The sequence below is a fragment of the Caldicellulosiruptor changbaiensis genome, from assembly GCF_003999255.1.
Lineage (GTDB): Bacteria > Bacillota > Thermoanaerobacteria > Caldicellulosiruptorales > Caldicellulosiruptoraceae > Caldicellulosiruptor > Caldicellulosiruptor changbaiensis.
Window position 1 is genome coordinate 630,732 of record NZ_CP034791.1, and the last position, 24,904, is coordinate 655,635.

21 protein-coding genes and 2 pseudogenes are annotated in these 24,904 nt (G+C 36.7%); 21 read left to right on the forward strand and 2 right to left on the reverse strand.

The window, feature by feature from the left end; all coding sequences use genetic code 11:
* Window positions 1-49: 49 nt before the first annotated feature.
* Genes uvrC through ELD05_RS02860 form a run of 3 tightly spaced genes read left to right on the forward strand, consistent with a single transcriptional unit; the run spans window position 50 to window position 3,250 of the window.
* Window positions 50-1,831, forward strand: a complete 1,782-nt coding sequence (gene uvrC / locus ELD05_RS02850) for an excinuclease ABC subunit UvrC (protein WP_241243589.1) — start codon at window positions 50-52, stop codon at window positions 1,829-1,831.
* A gap of 54 nt (window positions 1,832-1,885) precedes the next feature.
* On the forward strand, window positions 1,886-2,818 hold the full coding sequence (hprK, locus tag ELD05_RS02855) for an HPr(Ser) kinase/phosphatase (RefSeq protein WP_039767590.1): 933 nt from the start codon (window positions 1,886-1,888) through the stop codon (window positions 2,816-2,818).
* 30 nt (window positions 2,819-2,848) lie between these two features.
* On the forward strand, window positions 2,849-3,250 hold the full coding sequence (locus tag ELD05_RS02860) for a Uma2 family endonuclease (protein ID WP_127351281.1): 402 nt from the start codon (window positions 2,849-2,851) through the stop codon (window positions 3,248-3,250).
* A gap of 47 nt (window positions 3,251-3,297) precedes the next feature.
* Here the strand turns inward: ELD05_RS02860 and ELD05_RS02865 are convergent, their stop codons facing one another.
* Complete coding sequence (locus ELD05_RS02865) at window positions 3,298-4,242, reverse strand: transposase (RefSeq protein WP_127350942.1); 945 nt, start codon at window positions 4,240-4,242, stop codon at window positions 3,298-3,300.
* Window positions 4,243-4,334: 92 nt separating this feature from the next.
* Here ELD05_RS02865 and ELD05_RS02870 point away from each other — a divergent pair, with 92 nt between their 5' ends.
* The 16 genes and pseudogenes from ELD05_RS02870 (at window position 4,335) to ELD05_RS02945 (ending at window position 21,882) form a co-directional block, all read left to right on the forward strand.
* A complete protein-coding gene (locus ELD05_RS02870) occupies window positions 4,335-4,538 on the forward strand; it encodes a Uma2 family endonuclease (RefSeq protein ID WP_206516907.1) in 204 nt (67 codons plus the stop codon).
* Window positions 4,539-4,648: 110 nt separating this feature from the next.
* The gene (locus tag ELD05_RS02875) at window positions 4,649-5,713 is read left to right on the forward strand and encodes a bifunctional phosphoglucose/phosphomannose isomerase (RefSeq protein WP_127351283.1); all 1,065 of its coding nucleotides are present in this window, start codon (window positions 4,649-4,651) and stop codon (window positions 5,711-5,713) included.
* A gap of 42 nt (window positions 5,714-5,755) precedes the next feature.
* The gene (locus ELD05_RS02880) at window positions 5,756-6,475 is read left to right on the forward strand and encodes a phosphatase (protein ID WP_127351284.1); all 720 of its coding nucleotides are present in this window, start codon (window positions 5,756-5,758) and stop codon (window positions 6,473-6,475) included.
* Between the two features lie 27 nt (window positions 6,476-6,502).
* Entirely contained in the window at window positions 6,503-7,474 is a 972-nt protein-coding gene (gene fba, locus ELD05_RS02885) for a class II fructose-1,6-bisphosphate aldolase (RefSeq protein WP_127351285.1), read from the forward strand.
* Window positions 7,475-7,654: 180 nt separating this feature from the next.
* Complete coding sequence (gene scfA, locus ELD05_RS02890) at window positions 7,655-7,798, forward strand: six-cysteine ranthipeptide SCIFF (RefSeq protein WP_127351286.1); 144 nt, start codon at window positions 7,655-7,657, stop codon at window positions 7,796-7,798.
* A 95-nt stretch (window positions 7,799-7,893) separates the two neighbouring features.
* Window positions 7,894-9,255, forward strand: coding sequence for a thioether cross-link-forming SCIFF peptide maturase (gene scfB, locus ELD05_RS02895; protein WP_127351287.1), 1,362 nt, complete (start codon window positions 7,894-7,896; stop codon window positions 9,253-9,255).
* A gap of 51 nt (window positions 9,256-9,306) precedes the next feature.
* Window positions 9,307-9,463 (forward strand): annotated as a pseudogene (locus ELD05_RS14845) (gamma carbonic anhydrase family protein); the annotation flags it as partial.
* 115 nt (window positions 9,464-9,578) lie between these two features.
* Entirely contained in the window at window positions 9,579-10,826 is a 1,248-nt protein-coding gene (gene secD / locus ELD05_RS02905; protein WP_127351288.1) for a protein translocase subunit SecD, read from the forward strand.
* On the forward strand, window positions 10,826-11,755 hold the full coding sequence (secF, locus tag ELD05_RS02910; protein ID WP_127351289.1) for a protein translocase subunit SecF: 930 nt from the start codon (window positions 10,826-10,828) through the stop codon (window positions 11,753-11,755). The genes secD and secF overlap by 1 nt, the downstream gene beginning before the upstream one ends.
* A gap of 111 nt (window positions 11,756-11,866) precedes the next feature.
* Window positions 11,867-13,534 carry a ribonuclease J gene (locus ELD05_RS02915; RefSeq protein ID WP_127351290.1) on the forward strand — a complete coding sequence of 556 codons (1,668 nt, stop codon included), beginning with the start codon at window positions 11,867-11,869 and terminating at the stop codon, window positions 13,532-13,534.
* Window positions 13,535-13,596: 62 nt separating this feature from the next.
* On the forward strand, window positions 13,597-13,827 hold the full coding sequence (locus tag ELD05_RS02920) for a YlmC/YmxH family sporulation protein (protein ID WP_011916735.1): 231 nt from the start codon (window positions 13,597-13,599) through the stop codon (window positions 13,825-13,827).
* A 252-nt stretch (window positions 13,828-14,079) separates the two neighbouring features.
* The gene (kdpA, locus tag ELD05_RS02925) at window positions 14,080-15,780 is read left to right on the forward strand and encodes a potassium-transporting ATPase subunit KdpA (protein ID WP_241243592.1); all 1,701 of its coding nucleotides are present in this window, start codon (window positions 14,080-14,082) and stop codon (window positions 15,778-15,780) included.
* A gap of 32 nt (window positions 15,781-15,812) precedes the next feature.
* Window positions 15,813-17,891, forward strand: a complete 2,079-nt coding sequence (kdpB, locus tag ELD05_RS02930) for a potassium-transporting ATPase subunit KdpB (protein WP_127351292.1) — start codon at window positions 15,813-15,815, stop codon at window positions 17,889-17,891.
* 18 nt (window positions 17,892-17,909) lie between these two features.
* Window positions 17,910-18,500: a potassium-transporting ATPase subunit KdpC gene (kdpC, locus tag ELD05_RS02935; protein ID WP_127351293.1), complete on the forward strand. Its 591-nt coding sequence runs from the start codon at window positions 17,910-17,912 to the stop codon at window positions 18,498-18,500.
* Window positions 18,501-18,503: 3 nt separating this feature from the next.
* Complete coding sequence (locus tag ELD05_RS02940; protein ID WP_127351294.1) at window positions 18,504-21,206, forward strand: sensor histidine kinase; 2,703 nt, start codon at window positions 18,504-18,506, stop codon at window positions 21,204-21,206.
* Window positions 21,199-21,882, forward strand: a complete 684-nt coding sequence (locus ELD05_RS02945) for a response regulator (RefSeq protein WP_241243593.1) — start codon at window positions 21,199-21,201, stop codon at window positions 21,880-21,882. The genes ELD05_RS02940 and ELD05_RS02945 overlap by 8 nt, the downstream gene beginning before the upstream one ends.
* Before the next feature lies 1 nt (window position 21,883).
* Here ELD05_RS02945 and ELD05_RS02950 read toward each other — a convergent pair.
* Window positions 21,884-22,609: pseudogene (locus ELD05_RS02950) on the reverse strand (carbon-nitrogen hydrolase family protein).
* Window positions 22,610-22,817: 208 nt separating this feature from the next.
* Between ELD05_RS02950 and ELD05_RS02955 the strand changes: the two are divergent.
* Both ELD05_RS02955 and ELD05_RS02960 read left to right on the forward strand, forming a co-directional pair.
* Window positions 22,818-24,077 (forward strand): UDP-N-acetylglucosamine 1-carboxyvinyltransferase, encoded by a 1,260-nt coding sequence (locus ELD05_RS02955; protein WP_127351296.1) that lies wholly within the window; start codon window positions 22,818-22,820, stop codon window positions 24,075-24,077.
* Window positions 24,078-24,098: 21 nt separating this feature from the next.
* Entirely contained in the window at window positions 24,099-24,896 is a 798-nt protein-coding gene (locus ELD05_RS02960) for an MBL fold metallo-hydrolase (protein WP_127351297.1), read from the forward strand.
* The last annotated feature ends 8 nt before the right edge of the window (window positions 24,897-24,904 follow it).

A 24,904-nucleotide genomic window follows, 5' to 3' on the forward strand; every position in this document is an offset into this window, starting at 1 on the left:
AATGATTCAATAAAGAGTTTTTTAAAGACAGTGAAGGAGAGGGCAAAAGATGCTGACATTGCAGGAAAAACTTGCAAACCTTCCGACAACTCCAGGCGTTTATATAATGAAAGATGAGAATGGAAAGGTTATATATGTGGGCAAGGCGGTCAACTTGCGAAACAGGGTAAGACAGTATTTTCAAAACTCCGACATGACGCCCAAAACAAGGCTTATGGTAAAAAAAATTAAAGACTTTGAGTATATTGTTACAGACACAGAGGTTGAAGCTTTGATTTTAGAGTGCAATCTAATCAAAGAATACAGGCCAAAGTACAATGTGCTTTTACGAGATGACAAGAACTATCAGTATATTAAAATTACGAATGAGATGTTTCCAAGACTTGTCACAACAAGAAAGGTTGAAAAAGACGGCGCAAAGTATTTTGGACCATATGTAAGCGGGTATTCTGTTAAGCAGACAATTGAGCTTTTAAAAAGCCTTTTTATGCTGAGGACCTGCAAAAGAAAGTTTCCTGACCAGCTTGGCAAGGGCAGACCTTGCTTGAATTTTTATATAGAAAGGTGTCTTGGGGTTTGCAAAGGGGATATTCCTGAAGAAGAATATCAAAAACTTGTTGAAAAGGCAGTAAAAGTGCTAAGTGGTAAAGGTGATGAGATTGTTGAAGAGCTGAAAAAGAAGATGTTTGAGTATGCAGACAATCTCATGTTTGAAAAGGCTCAAGAGATAAAGAACAAGATTACAAGCCTTGAGCAGATTATTACAAAACAGAAGGTTATTTATGCTGATGATAGAAGCGAGGATGTGATAAACTATGCAGAGGATTCTTCCAACATTTGCATAGTTGTTTTGATAATCAGAAATGGAAAGCTAATCAATAAAGAGGAATTTGTTTTAAAAAATGATGAAGAGGTATTTGAAAGGTTTTTAGAGCAGTACTACTCAGATGTTGTGGCTGTCCCAAAAGAGATTATACTTCCACACGAGGTTGGAAATGGCGAGAATATAGAAAAGATGATTGAAAAGCTATACGGTTTTAAAGCTAAAATTGTTGTTCCAAAACAAGGTGAGAAAAAACAGCTTCTTGAGATGGCAAAAAAGAACGCAGAGATTTCGCTTGTCAATAAACAGAGGATAGAAAACTATTACATTGAAGCTCTTTTACGCCTCAAAAACATGCTCAATATAGATCATGACATAGAAAAGATAGAAAGTTATGACATCTCTAATCTTGCGGGGGCTGACAATGTTGGAACACTTGTTGTATTTGAGGAAGGTAAATTTAACAAGGACCTTTACAGAAAGTTTAAGATAAAGAGCTTTGAAGGTCAGGATGATATAAGAAGCGTGAAGGAGGTTTTGACAAGAAGATTTACAAACCTTGAGAAACATGGCCGCTTACCAGACCTCATTTTAATAGATGGTGGACAAAACCAGGTAAATGCTGCAGTTGAGGTTTTGAGGTCTTTAGGTTTTAATATTCCAGTTGCTGGTATGGTCAAAGATGACAGGCACAAGACAAGGGATTTAATTTATAATGGTCAAGAGCTTAGTATCCAAAAAGATGGTCTTGTTTTCAAATTAATTTCTACAATCCAAGAAGAGACTCACAGGTTTGCAGTGAAATATCACAGAGAACTGAGGAAAAAACACCTTTATGAGTCTATACTTGACGAGATTGAAGGGATTGGCGAAAAGAGAAAACTCAAGCTTTTCAGAACATTTGGTTCTATAGATAATCTGAGAAAGGCAAGCATAGAAGAGATTGTGAAGGCTGCTGATATTCCGTATGATGTTGCACTAAAGATAAAAGAAAAGATTGGCATTTAAAAACTATTTTGAAAAGGATAAAAACTAACTGAAATGAAAGGATGAGATGAAAAGTTGTTCTACACAACAGTTGGGAAGATAATAAAGGAACTAAATTTAGAGTGTTTGACAGAGATACCTAATATAGAAGAGAGAAAGATTAAGGACATGAACCTAAACCGTCCAGCTCTTCAGCTTATGGGATTTTTTGAATATTTTGATGAGCAACGTGTTCAAATTATAGGTGTCTCTGAGATGGCATATTTGAAGACAATGACAAAAACACAGAGAAGAAACGCAATTGAAAAACTTTTTCAAAGAGACATCCCCTGTGTGATAATTACATCAAACCAGGAGCCATTTGATGAGTTTTTAGAATTTTCTAAGAAGTATGGAATTCCTCTTTTGAGAACAAGTGAGGTTACAACCAGGTTTATGACAAACCTCAGCACGTTCTTGACACATGAGCTTGCACCAAGGATAACTCGTCATGGCACACTTGTAAATGTGTATGGTGAGGGTGTTTTGATGCTTGGGGAAAGCGGTGTTGGAAAGAGCGAGACTGCTTTGGAACTTGTAAAAAGAGGTCATATTTTGGTTGCAGACGATGCAGTTGAGATAAGAAAAGTCTCTGAAAAGACCCTTGTTGGCGAAGCTCCAGAGATTATCAGGCACTTGATAGAGATAAGAGGAATTGGCATTTTGGATGTGAAAAACCTTTTTGGCGTTGGTTGTGTAAAAGACTCTGAGAGAATCGACCTTGTAATACAACTGGAAACCTGGAAGACTGACAAAGAATATGAACGACTTGGTCTTCATGACCAATACATAGAGATATTGGGGATAAAAGTGCCTACGCTTGTGATACCAGTTCGGCCAGGAAGGAATTTGGCAATAATTGTTGAGGTTGCTGCGATGAACAATAGGCAAAAGAAGATGGGTTATAACGCTGCAAAAGCTCTGACAGAGAGGCTCCAGAGCCAGATGAGTAGAAACGGGAATGAATAAAAGTAGCAAAAAATATGGCAGGTGTTTTTTATGGAAGCAGAACTGAACAAGGGTTATACTTACAGGGACTATGTGTCATTGAATGACAGGAAAAGGTATGAACTCATAAATGGTGAACTTTATCTTTTAGCATCACCCTCTGAAATTCATCAGAGGGTTGTAGGTAACCTATTTGGTCTTTTGTGGCAGTTTTTTAGGGACAAGCCTTGTAATGTATACATCGCACCTTTTGATGTTTTATTTGGTGAGGAAGAAGAGCTTGATGTCAAGACAGTTTTGCAGCCAGACATTTTTGTTGTTTGTGATAAGAGCAAGTTAGATAGCAAAAGGTATTGCAAAGGTGCACCTGATTTTGTTATAGAGGTTTTATCACCGTCGAGTGTGACAGCTGATTTTGTACTCAAATACAATATTTATGAAAGATATAGTTAGGTTGTTGAATAAAAAATATTACCAACAATACATAAAATAAACAAAAGTTATTGATTCCATTCATAAGCGAAAGAAAACTTCTTACCTTCTAACTTTCTAAGAAGTTGCTCAAATAGAAAAGTAATTAGTATCCAATCAATATACCTTTTATAATTTCTAAATCCCTTGAGCCTCACATTCTCAAGATTATATTCACCTTTTAATTTGCTAAATAGTCTTTCAATCTTTGTTCTCTGCTTGTATAGCTTTTTACCCTCTTCAGTTTCTAAAAATCTTATGTTCTTGCTTCTAAAACTATTGCTAACATTGTTTTTATTTTTCATGTTTCTTTTGTTTATCCCAGCAACAAATTTAACTTTAAGCTCATTTGCTATATTAAACCATCTGCTACAATCGTATCCCGCATCTGCTAATACAATCTCACAGCCAAAGCCCCATGCCCTATACAAAAGCTCTTCTTGTCTTGAGTCATGTTCATTTGCCCCTGTTAAAATCCAGAAAAGTGGTATTACTTCTTCTTTACCTGTACACAAAAGATGTAATTTGTATCCCCTGAAAAATCCTATTGTAATATGTATACCTATTTTTGCTTCTGAATCATTTTTGGCACTTCTCAGCGGCGTAGAGTCTACTATCGCTATACTCATATCAGGTTCTATCTTAGCTATTAATATGTCTTTTATATCTTGCATGTATTCTTTTTCTATTTTTCTTGACAACTTTGCAAAATATGAATAGTCCGGACTTTCTTCTATACCTACTACTTGCTTAAACTCTGTGTCTTGATTTATTCGATATTCTAATTCTCTGAAACTCTTTATCCCCTTTTTAACTTTATAAACCAAACAAGCTATTATCTGAAACAGATTAAATTTCCTCGGTCGTCCCCTTCTATTTTGCTTTATCTTCCTCGATAAAACTTCAGTAACCTTTTTTATTACAAAAAGCAGCTTTAAAAATTTCTTATTTTGTGCTTTAATATTCTTAGTCATCTTTTTCCCCCTTGTGTTTTGTTGTGGTTTTCTCTTAAATTAAAATTATAACACAAGGGGGCTTTTTTCTTTTGTTACTATGTTTACTCTATATGGTTATTTCTTTTATTCAACAACCTCAAAGATATAGTGTTAAAGAGTACTGGATTGTAAGCCCTGATGAAGAAAAAATAATTGTTTTTAGAAAAGAAAGTGAGGGTAAGTTTGGGAAAGCTATAATATATGAAAAAGGCAATATTATATCTACCACTTTATTTGAAGGTCTTTTGATAGATGTTGATGAGGTGTTCAAATGAGATCATTTTATATATTGTAACACATTTGCTTTGGCTTTTAAAGTTGAAAAAACTGAAAAATTATTATATTATGAAATAGAAAAATTTAAAGAAAGGAGAAATGAAGAGCCATGCTTGATAACTTAGAGATGATTGCACAAAACGACCCAAGCGGTATGTTTGAAGCAGTTTATAATCTTCCTGAACAGATTCAAAAGGCTTATGAAATAGGGAAAAATATCAGCGTGGATATCAAGGCAGAGGATATAGATAAAGTTGTAATCACTGGACTTGGCGGTTCTGCAATAGGCGGGAATCTCGTAAGAGTGTTTGTCTTAGATCAGTGCAAGGTACCTGTAATTGTTAACAGGGACTATGTACTTCCTGCATATGTCAACTCTAAAACACTTGTGATTGCATCAAGCTATTCAGGAAATACAGAAGAGACACTTTCTGCTTACCAGGATGCAAAAGCAAAGGGTGCAAAGATAATTGCTATCACAACAGGCGGAAAGCTAAAAGAGATGGCTGAGAAGGACGGATATTATGTAATCACCATTCCTGGTGGGCTTCAACCGCGAGCAGCACTTGGATATTCATTTATCCCGCTTTTGATGCTTTTTGTAAAAATTGGACTGATTCCTCCTGTTGATGACCAGATTGAAGAAACAATAAAAGTTCTGAGCGACCTCAGAGAAAGGTACAAACCAGAGGTACCAGAGGAAAAGAATTTGGCAAAAAGGCTTACTTTAAAGCTGTGGAATAAACTACCAATTATATATGGAATTAGCGGTACAACAGAGGTTATTGCAGAGAGATGGAAAGGCCAAATATGTGAGAACTCAAAATCACCTGCATATTTCAATGTCTTTTCTGAACTGAACCACAACGAGATAGTTGGAACAGAGTCGCCAAAACACATCTTAGGGCTTTTTGAAATTGTAATGCTTCATGATGTTGAAGACCACAAAAGAAATGCAATTAGAATGGACATCACAAAAGATTTGGTAAAAGGTGTTGTATCTGGCGTAAACGACATATATTCAATAGGAAATTCAAGACTTGCAAGGATGTTTTCACTGATTTATCTTGGAGATTATGTATCGCTGTATCTTGCAACACTTTATCAAAACGATCCAACTCCTGTTAAAAAGATTGATATTTTAAAGAACAAGCTTGCAGAGATAAAGGACTAAAAAAGTCTTTTGAAAAAATTTTTAGCTGAGAGCTGATCAGAAATGTTTTTAGAAGTAGAGACGCACTGCCATACAATTGCAAGTGGTCATGCCTACAATACTTTAGAAGAAATGGTTACTGAAGCCAAAAATAAAGGTTTAAAAGGCATTTGTATTACTGACCACGGCCCTGAGATGCCAGGGTCGTGCAGCAGTTTATATTTTTACAATTTAGTTGTTGTACCAAGAAAGATTGATGGTATAATGGTATTTAGAGGATGCGAAGCAAATATTATTGATTATGAAGGCAGTATAGATCTCCCAGAAAGTGCCCTGCAAAGACTTGATTTTGTAATTGCAAGTCTGCATGATGTTTGTATCCCACCCGGGACGATTTCGGACCATACCAGGGCGTTGATAGGCGCCATCAAAAATCCAAATATACTCTGTATCGGGCATCCAGGAAATCCTTTGTATGAGATTGACAAAGAAGCTGTTGTTAAGGCTGCAAAGGAGCATAATAAGGCTATTGAGATAAACAATGCGTCGTTTTATGTGAGAGAAAAAAGCAGGGAAAACTGTATAGAAATTTTAAAGCTTTGCAAGAAGTATGGTGTTTACATTGCAATGGGCTCAGATGCACATTTTAAGACAGATATTGCAAGGTGTGATGTTACCCAAAAATTAATTGAGGAATATGAGTTTCCACACGAGCTCATAGTCAACAAAAGCCTTGAGAACTTTTTGGAGTTCTTAAGGCTTCATGGAAAAAATATTGAGTAATTAACTTTAAAAGGAGGTAAAGTTGAAATGCCACTTGTAACAACTAAAGAGATGTTTAAAAAGGCTGCTGAGGGGAAGTATGCAATTGGAGCGTTTAATGTCAACAATATGGAGATAATTCAGGGGATTGTTGAGGCAGCAAAGGAGGAACAAGCACCTTTAATTTTGCAGGTCTCAGCAGGAGCAAGAAAATATGCAAAACACGTCTATCTTGTAAAACTTGTTGAGGCAGCTTTGGAAGACTCTGGTGATCTGCCGATTGCACTTCACCTTGACCATGGCGAGGACTTTGAGATTTGCAAAACGTGCATTGACGGCGGATTCACATCTGTTATGATTGATGGCTCACGTCTTCCGTTTGAGGAGAACATTGCCCTCACAAAGAAAGTTGTTGAATATGCGCATGAGAGGGGAGTTGTTGTTGAGGCAGAGCTTGGAAAACTTGCCGGCATTGAGGACAATGTAAAGGTTGCAGAGCATGAGGCAATATTTACAGACCCTGACCAAGCAGCAGAGTTTGTTGAGCGAACAGGTGTAGACTCATTGGCAGTTGCAATTGGAACAAGCCATGGAGCATACAAGTTCAAGGGCGAACCGAGGCTTGACTTTGAAAGGCTTCAGAGAATAGTAGAAAAGCTTCCAAAAGATTTTCCAATTGTTCTTCACGGTGCATCGTCAGTTTTGCCAGAATTTGTTGAGATGTGCAACAAGTACGGTGGTAACATCCCCGGGGCAAAAGGTGTGCCAGAGGAGATGCTAAGAAAGGCTGCTGAGCTTGGTGTGAGAAAGATTAACATTGACACAGACTTAAGACTTGCAATGACAGCAGCGATACGAAAACATCTCTTTGAGCATCCTGACCACTTTGACCCAAGACAGTACCTCAAAGATGGTAGAGAGGCAATAAAAGAGATGGTCAAGCACAAGCTCAGAAATGTTTTGGGCTGTAGTGGCAAGGCTCCAGAGATACTTGAAGAGATTAAGAAGAACAGAGGCTAAAGTTGGTTTTTGGCAAGTAAAGTGAATTTTTGTTTAAAAGCAGAAAGAGGCTAAAAGAAAGGGCCTCTTTTTTCTTTTTTGTAAAATTGTATTGTTCAATAGTTTGTGATAAAATACTATGTGTTATTTTATAAAATTCCTTTTAGAAAACCATTTTATGAAGGAGGTTATAAGAAAAAGATGAAGCATATTAAGGTTATTGCAAAGAATGCTCTTTCCAGAACAGTTATAAATGGCGGTTGTGGTGAGTGCCAGGCATCTTGTCAGTCTGCTTGCAAAACATCTTGCACAGTTGGAAATCAAGTTTGCAGAAACAAAAAGTAATTTTTGAAAAACAAGGGATATGGGCTGTCAATTGAAGATTTGAGGCAGCCCGGTCTTGCTATTTAATCTTTTATGGGAGGAAAAATCTTTTTAAGATGATTCACGCTTTTAAAAAATTTGGTCTGAATATTGTTTTAGACGTTGCCTCTGGTTCAATCTTTACTGTGGACGATGTTGCATTTGAAGTGATAAAGTATTTTGACAAAAACAAAACATTCAATGGAGTATATGACAATCTAAATTTTGGCAGGCATGAGATTGAAGAAGCAGTAAGTGAAGTGAAACATCTCATTGAAGAAGGAGTCTTATTTACTGAAGATGAGTATAAGGATTTGAATCTAATTGAAAAAAGAAATCCTGTTATAAAGGCTCTTTGTCTTCACGTTTCGCACGACTGTGATTTAAGGTGCAAGTACTGTTTTGCTTCAGCAGGGAGTTTCAAACAGGAAAGAAAGCTTATGAGTTTTGATGTTGGGAAAAAGGCAATTGACTTTTTGCTCAAAAACTCTGGTTCAAGGAAGAATTTAGAGGTTGACTTTTTTGGTGGAGAGCCTCTTTTGAATTTTGAGATAGTCAAAAAGATTGTTGAGTATGCAAGAGAAGAAGAGAAGAAGTTTGGCAAGCATATATCATTTACACTGACAACAAATGCAACCGCTCTTAATGATGAAATTATTGAATACTTGAATGAGAATATGGAAAATGTTGTATTGAGCCATGATGGAAGACCTGAAATAAATGATTTTATGAGAATTGACAAAGAAGGCAGAGGCACTTATGACTTGATTACACAGAATATTTTGAAGTTTATACAAAAACGAAATGGGAAAACTTATTATGTGAGAGGAACATTTACTTCAAAAAACCTCGACTTTTCAAAAGATGTTTTACACCTTTACAATCTTGGTATAAGAGAGATTTCTGTTGAACCTGTTGTTTTAGACGAGAAAAGTCCATGGGCTATTTTGCCACAGCATGTAGAAAGGATAAAAGAAGAGTATGATATCTTGGCACAAGAGTATGTAAACGCGAAACTAAAAGGGGAAGGATTTAATTTCTTCCATTTCAATATAGACCTTACTGGTGGGCCGTGTGTTTCAAAACGCTTAAGCGGCTGTGGTGCTGGGTTTGAATATGTTGCAATTGACCCTGACGGAAATATCTTTCCTTGTCATCAATTTGTTGACAAGCCGCAGTTTAAACTTGGAACAGTGTTTGATGGGATTACACGGGCTGATTTAGTTGAAGAGTTTAAGAAAAACAATGTATATGAAAAAGAGGAGTGCTCAAACTGCTGGGCAAGGTTTTCCTGCAGTGGAGGGTGTGCTGCTGCAAATTACAATATGTGTGGTGATATCAAAAAATCGTATACCGTCTCTTGTGAACTTGAAAGAAAGAGGGTGGAGGTTGCAATAGCTGCAAAACTATACCTTATGGAAAAGGGGATTGAAAATTAAATGATTATTACTTATAAGGGTAAAATGCCAAGGATTGTACAAAACTGCTACATTGCACCAAACGCAACTATCCCTCCAAATACACTTGTATTTGGGAGACCTGCAAAGGTTATAAGGGAGCTGACACAACAGGAGATAGAACGAATAAGGATTTTATGCAAAAGAGTACATTGAACTTAGCAATGATTATAAAAGTATTTGCAAGTGAGAAATTTAATTTGTTGACTTTGGACTAATTTGAGGATTATAATACTAAAGAGCAAGAAATAAAAAATATTTACAAACTCTTTCAACAAGTTGAAAAAAGAAAGGAGAAGGGCTTTATGCAAAATAAAAGTTTAGCACAGTTTTTGATAGGATGTTTAGTTATAGCTTTTGCATTTTACATAGTCTTTTTTGGACTCAATATTGGCACGGCAAGCATACCATCAGTGAAAGATGTCATAAGATATGGGCTTGATTTGAAAGGCGGCGTGTACATTGTATATGAAGCTGCGAAGAAAAACCCAACAAAAAGAGAGATGGAATCAGCTGTCCAACTTATCAGAACAAGACTTGATATGAGAAACTTTTATGATGCAACTGCAACATTACAGGGTTCAAAGAGGATTAGAGTTGAAATTCCAGGTGTAAAAGACCCCGATGAGGCTATTCAGTATATTGGAAGAACAGCCTTAATTGAGTTTAAAGGCCCATCAGGAGATTTGATAGTATCAGGAAGAAATGTAGTTGATGCGTATGCACAGCAGACAACATCTGGATATGTTGTTGCACTAAAATTTGACAAAGAAGGTGCAAAGAAGTTTGCAGAAGCTACAAGAAAGTATTTAAGACAAAATATTGGAATTTATCTTGATGGAAAGCTCATTTCAAACCCTGTTGTACGAGCTGAAATTGACAACGGCGAAGCTGTGATTGAAGGTATGAAAGACTTGGAAGAGGCAAAAACACTTGCACAGCAAATTAAAGCAGGTGCACTGCCATTTGCTTTAAATGTTATAGAAAGCAGGGCGATAGGACCATCTTTGGGTAATGAAGCATTGAGGACAACATTAAAAGCAGGTATTATAGGACTTCTTTTGGTATTCTTATTTATGATAATCTTTTACAGGCTGCCAGGGTTTATTGCAGATATTGCATTAGTTGCATATGTTGTTATACTTGTTGCAATAGTAGGGTATGCAAAAATAACACTTACCCTCCCTGGTATTGCGGGTATAATTCTTTCTGCCGGCATGGCAGTGGATGCTAACATCTTGATATTTGCAAGAATGAAGGAAGAGCTCCGAGCTGGAAAAACACTAAAAGCTGCAATGGATGCGGGGTTTAGACGTGCACTTAATGCTGTCATAGACTCAAATATAACAACAATCATAGCAGGACTTGTGCTTTTATTCCTTGGTACAGGTCCAATCAAGGGTTTTGCCTGGACACTTACAATAGGTATTGTTGTTTCATTCTTTACTGCAATTACTGTCACAAGGTTCTTGCTTGTATCTATCATAAACACAGGGTTTTTCAAGGATATAAGATGGTATGGCGGTAAGAAAACCAGGGAGGTGCGCGCGTAATGACAAATATTGATTTTATGGGCAAGAGAAAGTATTTCTATGTTCTGTCAATCTTGGTTATGGTAATAGGCCTTATTTCATATATAATTCAAGGGTTCAACTATGACATAGATTTTACAGGTGGTACTGTGCTTGAGATTAACCTTCACAAAGTTCCAAGTGCTGCTGAGATTACTGATTTAGAGAAGCTGACAAAACAGATTACAGGAACGCAGACACCTATTGTCAGAAAGATTGAAGATGGAAAAAAGATTATGATAAATGCACATGAGGTACATGGTAAAAAAAGAACAGAACTTTCAAAGGAGACACGCGACAAGCTTTTCAATGCCATCGCAAAAAAGTATAATCTTAAAAAGGAAGACTTAATTTCATACCAAAATGTTGGAGCTGTGGTATCATCTGAGCTAAAATCTCAAGCTGTTTGGGCTGTTATAATAGCATCAATCCTGATGTTAATCTATATTGCGATAAGGTTTGAATTTAAATTTGGCACAACTGCAGTTATAGCACTTTTGCATGACCTTTTGATAATGCTAACTGTCTACACATTGTTTAAAATACCTCTAAACTCTACATTCATTGCAGCAATGCTAACTGTCCTTGGTTATTCAATAAACGATACCATTGTTGTATTTGACAGGATAAGAGAAAATAGAAGAATCCAAGGAAAAATGGATTTAAAAGACCTTGTAAATCTGAGCATGAATCAGACAATAGGAAGGTCACTTTCAACTGCTGCAACTGTTATAATTGTATTGTTTGTGCTGTACCTGATGGGTGTTCAGTCTATAAAAGAGTTTGCATTGCCCCTTTTAATAGGTATTACATCTGGTACTTATTCATCGATATTTATAGCAACTGCGCTTTGGTTCGACTGGGAAAGGAGTACAAGAAAGAAACTTCAGACAAAACCAAAGAGAGCTTAATATTTTGTATATAGGTTTTTTGTTAAGTTTTAAAAAGCTCTTGCGAAAGTCTCTTTCGTAAGGGCTTTTTTAAAATGTCTTTATTTATTTTTATTTTTTGGAGGAATTTTTATGAGAAAAAGAACAGAGCATAGAATCAGAATTATTCCACTTGGAGGCTTGAACGAGATTGGCAAGAACATGACAGTGGTTGAGGTAGACGATGAGATTGTTGTAATTGACTGTGGGCTTGCGTTTCCAGAAGATGAAATGCTTGGCATTGACCTCGTTATACCTGATGTGTCGTATTTAGTGAAAAATAAGGAAAAGGTAAGAGCACTGATACTGACACACGGACACGAAGACCACATAGGAGCAATTCCATATGTTTTAAGAGATTTGAACATTCCTATTTATGGAACAAAGCTTACCCTTGGTCTTGTTGAGATAAAGCTATTAGAGTTTGGTATAGACCTAAACTCTGTCAAGCTCTTTACTGTCAAAGCTGGTGATGTGATTAGTTTTAACAATATGCGAGTGGAGTTTATCCGAACAACACACTCCATTGCAGACTCTGTTGCAATTGCTATTCACACACCGCTCGGTAGCATCGTCCACACAGGCGATTTTAAAGTGGACTTTACACCAATTGAGGGTGAGCCAATAGACTTGATTAGGTTTGCAGAGCTGGGTAAGCAAGGTGTTTTAGCACTTTTGTGCGATTCAACAAATGCTGAACGCCCTGGTTTTACTCTTTCTGAAAAGACTGTTGGCGCTACCTTTGATAGGATATTTTCTCAAGCTCAAGGAAGAGTCATAGTTGCAACATTTTCATCACATATTCACAGAGTCCAGCAAGTGATAAACTCTGCTGAGAAACAAGGTAGAAAGATTTGTGTCTTGGGGAGAAGTATGGTAAATGTTGTTAATAAGGCGCTTGAGCTTGGATATTTGAAGATGCCTGATGGGATGCTGGTTGATGTTGATGAGCTTGAAAACTATCCGCCTAATAAGATAGTGCTTATTACAACAGGTAGCCAAGGCGAGCCAATGTCGGCTCTTTCGCGTATGGCTTCTGCTGAACATAAAAAGGTTGGTATAATTCCAGGGGATGTTGTGATAATCTCAGCTGCGCCAATTCCTGGTAATGAGAAGTTTGTCAACAGGGTAATAAACGATCTTTTCAAACAGGGTGCACAGGTGATTTATGAAGACATCGATGATATTCACGTGTCGGGTCATGCATGCCAGGAAGAGATAAAGCTTATACACAATTTAACACGGCCAAAATATAGTGTGCCTGTGCATGGGGAGTTCAAGCACTTAATCCACCATGCTAAACTTGCAATGGAACTTGGAGAAAAAAATGTTTTTGTTTTAGAAAATGGTAAGGTACTTGAGATAACAAAAGATTCTGCAAAGGTTGTTGGTATGGTCCAGGCAGGAAATGTGCTTGTTGACGGGCTTGGTGTTGGTGATGTTGGGAATGTGGTGTTGCGTGACAGGCGTCATCTTGCTCAAGATGGACTTTTCATTGTGGTTCTCACAATTGATTCATCAACAAGAGATGTAATTGCTGGGCCAGAGATAATCTCAAGGGGGTTTATCTATATAAAAGAGTCTGAGCCACTAATTGAAGAGGCAAAAAAGGTGATAAAGGATGTTTTGTATTTCTGTAGAAAAAATGATATCACAGAGCCAAATGCTATAAAGGTTATATTAAAAGATAATCTAAAGAATTTCTTGTTTGAAAGGACACGCAGAAATCCCATGATAATTCCTATAATAACTGAAGTTTAACTATGCAAGTTACTTTTGCATATAATGATAAAAGACAAGGTTTTTTAAAAAAAGTGATAGAGATGTTTAAGTCGTCTGATCTGAGAGAAAAAGATGTGATAAATATATCAGACGGTAAAAAGCTTGGAAAGGTTTGTGATTTAGAGGTGGATGTTAAAACAGGCAAAGTTGATGCTATTGTTGTCCCTGCGCCTTTTTCTGTAGGAAGTATCTTTTCAAAGGAAAAAGACTATGTAATTCCATGGGATAGGATAAAAAAGATTGGTGAAGATGTGATTCTGGTTGAGATATAGGTTAAGCCACCTGATGGTTAGAATTTACAGGTGGCTTTTTTGTTTTTTATGCTTTTTTTACTCCCTCTCAATGAAAAATGTAACTATAATTTTATCTGTGGCTCTGAGGGAAAGCTATTTTGAGGTCGAGGAGGAGAAAGAAAATGTTAGAACTAATAATAGGTGTGGTAACATTTGTGGGAGTATTGGCCTATTTATTTTATTCCTTATTAAATACTGAGAAATTATGAAACAAGGGGGTTACCAGGATTGTTGTTTGATCTTTTACAAGTGCTAATTTATGTTGTAGTATTAATTGTTTTAGCCGTTCCAGTAGGACGTTATATTGCAAAGGTCTTTAGCAGAGAAAAAACTTTTTTTGATCCTCTTTTCACTCCGATAGAAAAGGTTTTTTACAAAATTGCACGGATTAATCCTAACAAAGAAATGACATGGAAAGAATATGCTTTTTCTTTAACTATTTTCAATGTTTGCGGGATAGTACTTTTATATATTTTACAAAGACTTCAAGGGATATTACCTCTTAACCCTCAGCATTTAAAAGCTGTTCGCCCAGATTTGGCATTTAATACGGCTATTAGTTTTGTCACTAATACGAACTGGCAAAGCTATATAGGTGAAAAACAACTTAGTTACTTTACTCAAATGGTAGGCTTAACTGTACAAAATTTTCTTTCAGCAGGAACCGGAATGGCAGTTGCTTTGGCTTTAGTTCGTGGATTTATTAGGAGAGAGACACAGTATGTAGGTAATTTTTGGGTTGACCTAATCCGAACAGTTTTATGGGTGCTTTTACCTTTATCTTTTGTATTGGCAATTGTATTAGCCTCACAGGGAGTTATCCAGAATTTTTCACCATATTTAAGGATAACTACATTAGAAGGAAAAACTCAAATATTGCCTATGGGCCCAGTTGCCTCGCAAGAAGCTATTAAGCTGCTTGGTACAAATGGTGGAGGATTTTTTGGGGCAAATTCAGCTCATCCTTTTGAGAATCCTTCTCCAATTACGAACTTTATAGAAATGTTGGCTATCCAAATTATACCTGCGGCAATGCCTATAGCTTTTGGCAGATTTGTAAAGGACAAAAAAGAAGGTATTGTATTATTAAGTGTAATGCTTGGTTTGTTTATTTTAAATACAAGTATTATCTATTTAAGCGAATATTACGGAAACCCAATAATCTCCCAGTTGGGAATTTCAAAACCCACTGCAATGGAAGGGAAAGAAGTGCGATTTGGCATTGGTGGCTCAGCTTTATTTACGTCTGTTACAACAGCTGTAGCGTCTGGTGCTGTCAATAATATGCATGACAGTTTAACTCCCTTAGCAGGTATGATTGCTCTGCTACAGATGATGCTCGGAGAAGTTATTTTTGGGGGAATAGGTGTAGGACTGTGCGGTATGCTTATATTTGCTATCTTTACAGTTTTTATAATTGGTTTAATGATAGGGCGCACACCTGAATATTTGGGAAAAAAGATAGAGGCTAAAGAGATAAAAATGGCTACATTGGCAGTCATTATTCCATCAATAGCTATTTTGCTTGGAAGTGCTTTGTCAGTTAGTATAAAAGAAGGTCTAACTTCTATATCAAACCCAGGCCCACATGGGTTGACAGAGATTTTATATGCTTTTTCGTCAGCAAGTGGAAATAATGGAAGTGCATTTGCAGGTTTGAAGGCTAATACAGTTTATTATAATATCCTGCTTGGCATTGCAATGCTAATTGGACGGTTTGGAACTATTATTCCTTCGCTTGCTATAGCTGGAAGTTTGGCAAGCAAGAAAAAAATACCTGTTTCAGCAGGGACATTTCAAAGCGCTACACCCATATTTGGGGTTTTATTAGGTTTGGTTATTCTTATTGTAGGAGGATTAACCTTTTTTCCGGCTTTAGCTTTAGGGCCAGTTCTTGAACATCTTTTGATGTTACTTCACAAGCTTTCATAGAGTAAGGAGAAAGGAGGCTGGAGCTGATAATTATGAGTAATTCTCTTAAAAATAAAAGTGACAGTGAAAAATTGGACTTTAGAAGAAAATCTAAATTTGATAAAAAGCTGATTTTATCGGCTGTTAAAAATGCATTTATTAAGCTTAATCCCGTGATTCAGGCTAAAAGTCCAGTTATGTTTATTGTTGAAATTGGAGCTGTGCTTACCACATTTTTCACCTTTTACGATTTTTTAAGAGGTAAGAGAGAGAATTTATTTATAAATCTTCAAATAGCAATCTGGTTATGGTTAACAGTAATTTTTGCAAACTTTGCAGAAGCTTTGGCCGAGGGGCGTGGAAAAGCTCAAGCAGAAAGTTTGCGAAAAACTAAAAAAGAGATTATTGCAAAAAAAATAGTTAACGAAAAAATTGAGAAAGTACCAGCATCAGCACTTCGAAAAGGAGACATTGTTTTGGTAGAAGCAGGAGATATAATTCCCGGAGATGGGGAGGTAATAGAAGGAATTGCTACTGTTGATGAGAGTGCAATCACAGGTGAGTCTGCACCAGTGATTAGGGAGTCAGGTGGAGATAGAAGTTCGGTGATGAGTGGGACAAAGGTTCTTTCAGATTGGATTAAGGTAAAAATTACTGCAAATCCTGGTGAAACTTTCCTTGACAAAATGATTAGTTTGGTGGAGGGTGCGAAGCGACAAAAGACTCCTAATGAGATTGCATTGAATATATTTTTGATAGCCTTAAGCATAATATTTTTGCTCACTACTGCTACGTTAGAGGCTTTTGCACGGTATTCACATACCATTGTGTCTATTCCTGTTTTAGTGGCATTGTTGGTATGTCTTATACCTACTACAATCGGAGGGCTTCTGAGTGCTATAGGTATAGCAGGGATGGACAAGTTGTTGAAATACAATATTTTAGCATTATCCGGGCGAGCAGTGGAGGCAGCAGGAGATGTAGATGTGTTACTTTTAGACAAGACAGGAACTATTACCTTAGGCAATAGAATGGCCACTGCCTTTATTCCAGCGCCAGGGGTATCAGAAGAGGAACTTGCTAATGCTGCACAATTAGCCTCATTATCTGATGAAACACCTGAAGGCAGAAGTATTGTTATATTGGCTAAGAATAAGTTTAATTTGCGTGAGAGAGAATTGAAAAACCTAAAAATGACATTTGTACCTTTTTCTGCTCATACCAGAATGAGTGGTGTAAATATTGAAGATAGAGAAATAAGGAAGGGTGCGATAGATGCAATTGAAGATTATGTTCGTAAAAATGGAGGAGTTATTCCGCCAGAAGTAAAGTTGACTGTTGAAAGGATAGCGATGGAGGGCGGTACCCCTTTGATAGTAGCAGAAAATGCTAAGGTATTGGGTGTTATATATTTAAAAGATGTAGTGAAAGGTGGTATTAAAGAAAGGTTTGCTCAGCTTAGAAAAATGGGTATAAAAACAGTGATGATCACAGGAGACAATCCACTGACTGCAGCGGCAATTGCTGCTGAAGCCGGGGTAGATGATTTTGTAGCAGAAGCTACGCCCGAAACTAAACTTAAGCTTATCAGAGAATATCAAGCACAAGGACATATGGTGGCTATGACTGGGGATGGAACAAATGATGCTCCTGCTTTGGCACAAGCTGATGTGGGCGTAGCAATGAACACAGGTACACAGGCTGCAAAAGAAGCAGGCAATATGATAGATTTAGACAGTAATCCGACAAAATTGTTAGAAATTATTGAAATTGGGAAACAATTGTTGATAACGAGAGGAGCTTTAACAACTTTCAGTATTGCCAATGATGTTGCAAAATATTTTGCGATTATTCCGGCTTTGTTTGCAAAATCTTATCCGGAGTTACAAGTACTGAACATAATGAAGTTGGGTAGTCCGAATAGTGCAATACTTTCAGCAGTAATTTTTAATGCTTTAATAATTGTCTTTTTGATTCCTTTAGCTTTGAGAGGGGTAAGTTACAGACCTCAAAACCCTAACCAAATATTACGGCGCAATTTACTTATCTATGGAGTAGGTGGTTTGGTGACACCTTTTGTAGGTATCAAGATTATAGATTTAATTCTAACTGCAATACTTGGCATAAAATAAAGTAGGAGGGTAGTGGAGGTGCTAAAAAAAAGTCTGGCAAATTCTATTTTAGTGCTAATATTAATGACAGTGTTATTAGGTTTTATTTATCCGTTAATTGTTACAGGTGTAGCAAAGTTACTTTTTCCTTCTCAAGCGTCAGGTTCTTTAATTTACAAAGGAGGAAAAGTAGTAGGTTCAAAACTTATAGGTCAACAGTTTGATAGTTTACGGTATTTTCATGCAAGACCCTCCATGGCAGGGTTGGGATATGACGCGACCTTGTCAGGCGGGTCTAATTTAGGTCCTACTAATAAAAAACTTATTGAACTTATTAAAAGAAGAGCTCAACAGTTTAGATTGGAAAATCAACTATCTGCTAATCAGTATATCCCTGCAGATATTGTTACTGCTTCAGCAAGTGGGTTAGACCCAGATATTACACCTGAGGCAGCCTTATTGCAAGTTCATAGAATAGCTCAGGTGCGAGGGATTTCTGAAGTGACATTACGAAAATTAGTAGAGGAACATATTAAAGAAAGAGAGTTTGGTTTTCTTGGTACTCGTAGAGTTAATGTTTTAGAACTTAACCTGGCCTTAGATAATTTGCAATCAGGGAAAGGTGAATAGTTTATGCAAGGTAGAAATGAGGATTTTCGCCCAGACCCTGAAGTGTTATTGAAAGAAATACAACAAGAAAGAAGAGGCAAGCTTACTGTTTTCCTGGGCGCAATGGCAGGAGTCGGTAAGACTTATGCAATGTTAGAAGCTGCGCAAGAGCGAATAAAGGAAGGTATAGACGTAGTAGTTGGATGGGTGGAAACTCATGGAAGAAAAGAAACCGAAGAACTGTTAAAAGGCTTGCCAATTATTCCACCAGTACGCATTATATATAGAGGGAAAGAATTCTTAGAGATGAATGTTGACGCTATCATAAGAAGGAAACCTGCTTTGGTTTTGGTTGACGAATTAGCACACACGAATGTGCCAGGAAGCCGCCATGTAAAAAGATATCAAGATGTAGAAGAAATACTAAATGAAGGAATTGATGTATATACAACATTGAATATCCAGCATGTTGAAAGCTTAAATGACATAGTTACTCAGATTACAGGAGTTCCCATTAAAGAGACAGTTCCTGATCGATTGCTTGAAATGGCAGAGATTCAGTTAGTGGATATACCTCCTGAAGAGTTGATATTAAGATTCAAAGAGGGGAAAGTGTATGTACCTGAAAAGGCCGAAGAAGCGTTAAAGCATTTTTTTAGACCTGGCAATATAAATGCTTTAAGGCAACTGGCTATGCGATATGCTGCAAAAAGAGTTGATTTGCAGTTAGAAAGTTATATGAGAATTCATAGAATAGAGGGACCATGGCAAGTTTCTGACCGCGTAATGGTATGTGTGAGTTCAAGTCCTTTTTCTGCCCGATTGATAAGAATGGCTAAAAGACTGGCAGAGGGAATTGGAACAGACTGGATAGCTGTTTATGTAGAAACTCCTGAGCGATTACTTAGCGGAGCTGATGAAAAAAGTCAATTAAATAAAAATCTTGAGCTTGCCAGGGAGCTTGGGGCTGAAGTCATAACAGTTTCTGGTGAGGATATAGCAGAAGAAGTGGTGAAGCTGGCAAAAAGGAAAAATGTTACTCATTTGATTATTGGTAAACCATTGCGTTCGAGATTATATGAATTGTTTCATGGCTCAGTTGTTAACAAAGTGATAAAGAAAAGTGAAGGTATTATTATACATGTAATTCCTGATAGATCAAACATAGAAAAAAGAAGAAGCATATCCTATTTTAAGATTAACGTTTCAACATATATACATTATATTGAAGTATTGATTTTAGATGCTATAATAACTATTTTTAATCATACATTCAAGGAAAACCTTGGTATTTTAAATATAGGAATGTCGTTTTTACTTCCTATTTTGATAGTCTCCATTCACGGAGGGATATTGCCAGGTGTAATAGCTGCTGTTATAAACATTGTATTGTTTGATATTCTTTTTATTCCGCCTACAGGGAGTTTTTCTGTTTCTGATTTACGATATATTATTACTTTTATAATCTTCCTATTGGTAGGTTTCTTTACAGGTAGTTTATCTCAACGAATAAAAGTAGAAATAAAAAAATGGCGTGAAAGAGGCGATAATTTAGAAGCTCTTTATTCTCTCAGTCGTGATATTGCAGCATTAGCAGATTTTGAAGAAGTGCTAAACAAAATTGTAGAGAGAATGTATGAGATTCTTCAAAAACCTGTTGCTTTGATATTGCCAAATGAAAGAGGCACTTTACAAGTGAAGGCAACTTCAGGTGAGTGGACAGAAGATTTTTGGGATGAAAATGAAAAAGGGGTGGCTACGTGGGTATTTCGAAAAGGTGAAAAAGCAGGAAGAGGTACTGATACTTTGAATAATGCAAAAGGCTTCTACTTACCACTACAGGTGGGAAAAAGGGCAGAAGGTGTTATGGGCATTTATTTGTGTGATGACATTGAAAAGGAAAAATTACTATTAGCAGAAGCTTTTGCTGGATTGATTGCAGTGGCAATCAATAGAGTCAGGCTCTATAAACAGGCGCAAGAGGCTAAATTTGTAGCTGAATCTGAAAAAGTACGTTCGGCTATCTTTAATTCTATATCTCATGACCTGAGAACTCCTTTGTCTTCTATTATTGGAGCAGTAACTACATTGTTAGACAATGATAAAGGTTTTGATTCAGTGCACAAAAGAGAATTGTTGCAAACTATTAAACAAGAAGCCATCCGAATGAATAGATTTATAACAAACTTACTGAATGTAGCGAGGTTAGAAAGTGGAGAGTTAAAACTAAAAGATGAGTGGATAGATATCCAAGACGTTATAGGAGTAGCTATTAGGCGGTTAGGAGAGATTTTAAAGTCAAGAACATTGGTTTTAAATATTCCCTCTGATTTACCTTTAGTTAAAGGAGATTTTATTTTATTAGAACAAGTGTTTGTGAATCTCTTAGATAATGCAGTAAAATATTCTAAATCGAATAGCGAAATATATCTAAATGTTAAGCCAACAAGTAAATGGATAGAAGTTTCAATTAGTAATAAAGGGCCTAAGCTTTCTGATGAAGATTTGGAAAGAATTTTTGATAAATTCTATCGAGTGCCATCTTCTTCGGATGTCACAGGTACGGGATTAGGCTTAACTATTTGTAAAGAAATAGTAGAAGCCCATAAAGGTAGAATCTGGGCATATAATCATGCAGAGGGTCTAACAATAGCATTTACCATACCATTGCCAGAAATAGAGATAGGAGAAATTCCTCCTACTAAAAGAGGTGATGCAGGTGAGTGATAAAAATGTAAAAGTATTGGTCATTGATGATGAGGCACAAATTCGTAATCTATTGCGAATGGCATTAAGTGGCTATGGATATGAGGTTAAGGAAGCTGCTAACGGTAAGGAAGGGCTAAACTTTGCCCTAACTTTTAAACCTGACATAATCATTTTAGATTTAGGTTTACCTGATGCAGATGGTATAGAAGTGATTAAAAAATTAAGAGAATGGAGTTCAACTCCAATAATTGTATTGTCAGTAAGAGAACAAGAAAATGATAAGATTATGGCTTTAGATTCTGGAGCTGATGATTATGTTACAAAACCTTTTGGTATGGGAGAATTACTTGCGCGTATAAGGACTGCATTGAGGCATAGAACTATGGTTACTCCTCAAATGTCTATAGAACTTGACGATTTAAAAATTGATTTAGCAACAAGAAAAATAATGGTAGGGGAAAAAGAAGTAAAACTCACACCCACCGAATATGAAATATTAAAAATTTTAGCACTAAATGCAGGGAAAGTTGTGACTCACAAGCAATTATTAAAAGAAGTATGGGGACCTATGTATGAAAATGAAGTTCACTATTTACGAATATATATTGCTCAAATCCGAAAAAAAATAGAAGCTGACCCATCAAGGCCTCGGCATTTAATTACAGAGCCTGGAGTGGGTTATAGATTAATATAATTTATAATTCTATACTCAACAAATACTCACCGGCTTCATCTGCTTCGCACACCACACAGCCATCGCCGTCTACAATTAAGCTGTGCCCAAGGCTTATCATATTAAGATGAGGTCCTACTGCATTTGCTAAAAACACAAAGTAACCATTTTCTACAGCTCTTGTTATAGGAATAGCTCTATTTTTGTCAATCTTCTACCTTGCCTCTTTGGGACTGTAAAAATGTGCAGCTAAGATAAACACACCACTGCATCCAGCTTCTTTATATTTTTTGAATATTTCATAGAAGTTTTGGTCTCTACAGATTGCAATGCCAAATCTTTTCTGCTTGAATTCAAATACAAGAGTCTCTTCGCCTTGCGAGAATATCTTCTTTTCAAGCTCAGTTGGATGAATCTTATCATATTTTAAACTTTCACCTGTTGGGAAAATTACTGTTGCTCTGTTTAAAAGCCTTTCTTCTTGCCTAAAAGGATGACCTATTATACTGCAGATAGAATATTCTTTGCACTTTTTTGATATTTGTTCTAAAAAATCCGAAATTATATGATTCAAATTTTGAGATTGCAAAAGTTCAATGTTATAACCTGTCAGCGCCATCTCAGGAAAACACACCAAATCCACTTGTTCGTCTTTTGCTTTATCCAAAAAATAAAGTATTTTACAGAAGTTGCTTTCTACCAGATCACAAATTTTCATCTGAACAACTCCGATCTTCAATTCTACCATCTCCTCAATATTTTTTCTGAAGACCAGCCACCAATTTCTATTTTGACTTTATGATATCATTTTTTCAACAGAAGAATCTATTGTCCATTTTAAACAACTGCCAAGTTGCTCAAAAAAGAATATTCTTCTTTTCATATTTCGCTACAATAGATATAATATAAAAGAATGGGAATAGTGAAAAGCCTTTTTAGAGAGAGGGTGCAAGAACTTGAAACCAGATCATGAAAAACTAATCATTGAAGGTGGAAATCCCCTTTTTGGAGAGGTTCAAATAAATGGTGCAAAAAATGCGGCAGTTGCTGTGATTCCTGCTGCCCTGATGGCAGAGGGAGAGAGTATAATTGAAAATCTCCCGCTGATTGAAGATGTGTTTGCTATGGATGACATCTTACTTAGACTTGGAGCAAAGATTGAGTATGACAATCATTCATTGAAGATAGATGCAAGCAATTTACAAAGTTATATAGCCCCATATGAAAGTGTTCGTAAAATAAGAGCTTCGTACTACTTGATTGGAGCGCTTCTTACCCGTTTTGGCAAGGCAGAGGTTGCAATGCCGGGCGGGTGCAATTTTGGTGCCCGTCCAATTGATCAGCATATAAAAGGTTTTAGAGCCCTTGGTGCTGATGTTAAAATTGAAAATGGTATGATAAAGGCATATGCAGAAGAACTTGTTGGAACTAAAATCTATTTAGATGTTGTGTCTGTTGGTGCCACAATTAATCTCATGCTTGCAGCTGTGAAGGCAAAGGGTACCACAATAATAGAAAATGCAGCAAAAGAGCCTCATGTTGTTGATGTTGCCAATTTCCTGAATGCTATGGGTGCAAAGATTAAAGGAGCAGGGACTGATGTCATTAGAATTGAAGGTGTGAAAGAGCTGCACCCTACAAGATACGCGATCATTCCCGATCAGATAGAAGCTGGTACATATATGATAGCTGCATGTGCAACAAAGGGACACATTAGAGTAAAAAACATAATCCCAAAACATTTAGAATCCCTGACTGCAAAGCTGCTTGAGATGGGTGCTGAGGTAAATGTATATGAAGACAGTATTGAAGTGAGGTGCAAAGAAAGACTGAGAGCTTCAAGTATAAAGACAATGCCATACCCTGGGTTTCCCACTGATCTTCAACCCCAGATGACAGTGCTTTTGAGCCTTTGCAGTGGAACAAGTGTTGTTACAGAAGGTGTGTGGGAAAACAGGTATCAGTATGTAGATGAGCTAAAAAAGATGGGGGCAAATATCAAAGTTGAAGGAAGAGTGGCGATTGTTGAAGGTGTTGAGAGTTTGCAGGGTGCAGAGGTTTCAGCAGTTGACCTTCGAGCTGGTGCTGCTTTGATTGTTGCGGGGCTTGCTGCAAAAGGAAGAACAGTGATATACAATACAAAAAATGTTGACAGGGGGTATGAGAATATAGATTATAAACTCAAACTTTTGGGTGCAAGAGTTTCAAGAGTTTAAAACAAAAGGGGAAAGATCATAATGTCTTATGAAATAATCTTTTGTCCGCTTTACAGTGGTAGCAGTGGCAATGTAATCTTAATTTCATACAAAGATACCACAATCTTGGTGGATGCGGGTGTGAGTTTTAGAAAGCTTACATGCGCTTTGAATAAAATTGGCTTTAACAAAAAAATTGATGCCATTTTACTATCCCACGACCATTCTGACCATGTTAAATGTGCAGGAGTGTATTTTAGAAAACTGAATGTACCAATTATAACAAACTACAAAACCTGGGAAGCTATAAAAAATTCCATTGGCAAGGTTGACGAAAGAAATGTACATTTGATTGAGACAGGTACAAGTTTTTCAATTGGGAACATTGGCATTGACACATTTTCAATTCCCCACGATGCAAAAGACCCGATGGGCTTTTGCTTCTATCTTGGTAGAAAAAAGATTTCAATATCAACCGATTTGGGGCACGTAAATGAGAATGTTGCTCAAAAGATTGATTTTTCTGATATTATCCTGCTTGAGGCAAACCATGATGTTGAGATGCTATTGACTGGTCCTTACCCTTATTATTTAAAGCAGAGGATAAAAAGCGATATTGGGCATTTGTCAAATGAGCAGGCAGCACAGATGATTTTAAAGCTAAACCTTGAAAAGACAAAGAGGATTTACTTGGGGCATCTGAGTGAGGAGAATAACCACCCTGATGTTGCGCTGATGACCGTAAAATCCATCTTAAAAGAAAAAGGCGTGTTTGAGAGTTTTGATTTTAGCTTAGATGTGGCACAAAGATATCAGCCATCTTTGTGCTCTGTATTATAAAAATAGTA

Coding starts and splice junctions, on each gene's coding strand:
- secF (WP_127351289.1), top strand. CDS start 10,826: ATGACAAATATTGATTTTATGGGCAAGAGAAAGTATTTCTATGTTCTG.
- scfB (WP_127351287.1), top strand. CDS start 7,894: ATGATTCACGCTTTTAAAAAATTTGGTCTGAATATTGTTTTAGACGTT.
- ELD05_RS02920 (WP_011916735.1), top strand. CDS start 13,597: ATGTTTAAGTCGTCTGATCTGAGAGAAAAAGATGTGATAAATATATCA.
- ELD05_RS02860 (WP_127351281.1), top strand. CDS start 2,849: ATGGAAGCAGAACTGAACAAGGGTTATACTTACAGGGACTATGTGTCA.
- ELD05_RS02960 (WP_127351297.1), top strand. CDS start 24,099: ATGTCTTATGAAATAATCTTTTGTCCGCTTTACAGTGGTAGCAGTGGC.
- ELD05_RS02915 (WP_127351290.1), top strand. CDS start 11,867: ATGAGAAAAAGAACAGAGCATAGAATCAGAATTATTCCACTTGGAGGC.
- ELD05_RS02870 (WP_206516907.1), top strand. CDS start 4,335: ATGGTTATTTCTTTTATTCAACAACCTCAAAGATATAGTGTTAAAGAG.
- secD (WP_127351288.1), top strand. CDS start 9,579: ATGCAAAATAAAAGTTTAGCACAGTTTTTGATAGGATGTTTAGTTATA.
- ELD05_RS02880 (WP_127351284.1), top strand. CDS start 5,756: ATGTTTTTAGAAGTAGAGACGCACTGCCATACAATTGCAAGTGGTCAT.
- ELD05_RS02875 (WP_127351283.1), top strand. CDS start 4,649: ATGCTTGATAACTTAGAGATGATTGCACAAAACGACCCAAGCGGTATG.
- uvrC (WP_241243589.1), top strand. CDS start 50: ATGCTGACATTGCAGGAAAAACTTGCAAACCTTCCGACAACTCCAGGC.
- scfA (WP_127351286.1), top strand. CDS start 7,655: ATGAAGCATATTAAGGTTATTGCAAAGAATGCTCTTTCCAGAACAGTT.
- ELD05_RS02865 (WP_127350942.1), bottom strand. CDS start 4,242: ATGACTAAGAATATTAAAGCACAAAATAAGAAATTTTTAAAGCTGCTT.
- fba (WP_127351285.1), top strand. CDS start 6,503: ATGCCACTTGTAACAACTAAAGAGATGTTTAAAAAGGCTGCTGAGGGG.
- kdpB (WP_127351292.1), top strand. CDS start 15,813: ATGAGTAATTCTCTTAAAAATAAAAGTGACAGTGAAAAATTGGACTTT.
- ELD05_RS02940 (WP_127351294.1), top strand. CDS start 18,504: ATGCAAGGTAGAAATGAGGATTTTCGCCCAGACCCTGAAGTGTTATTG.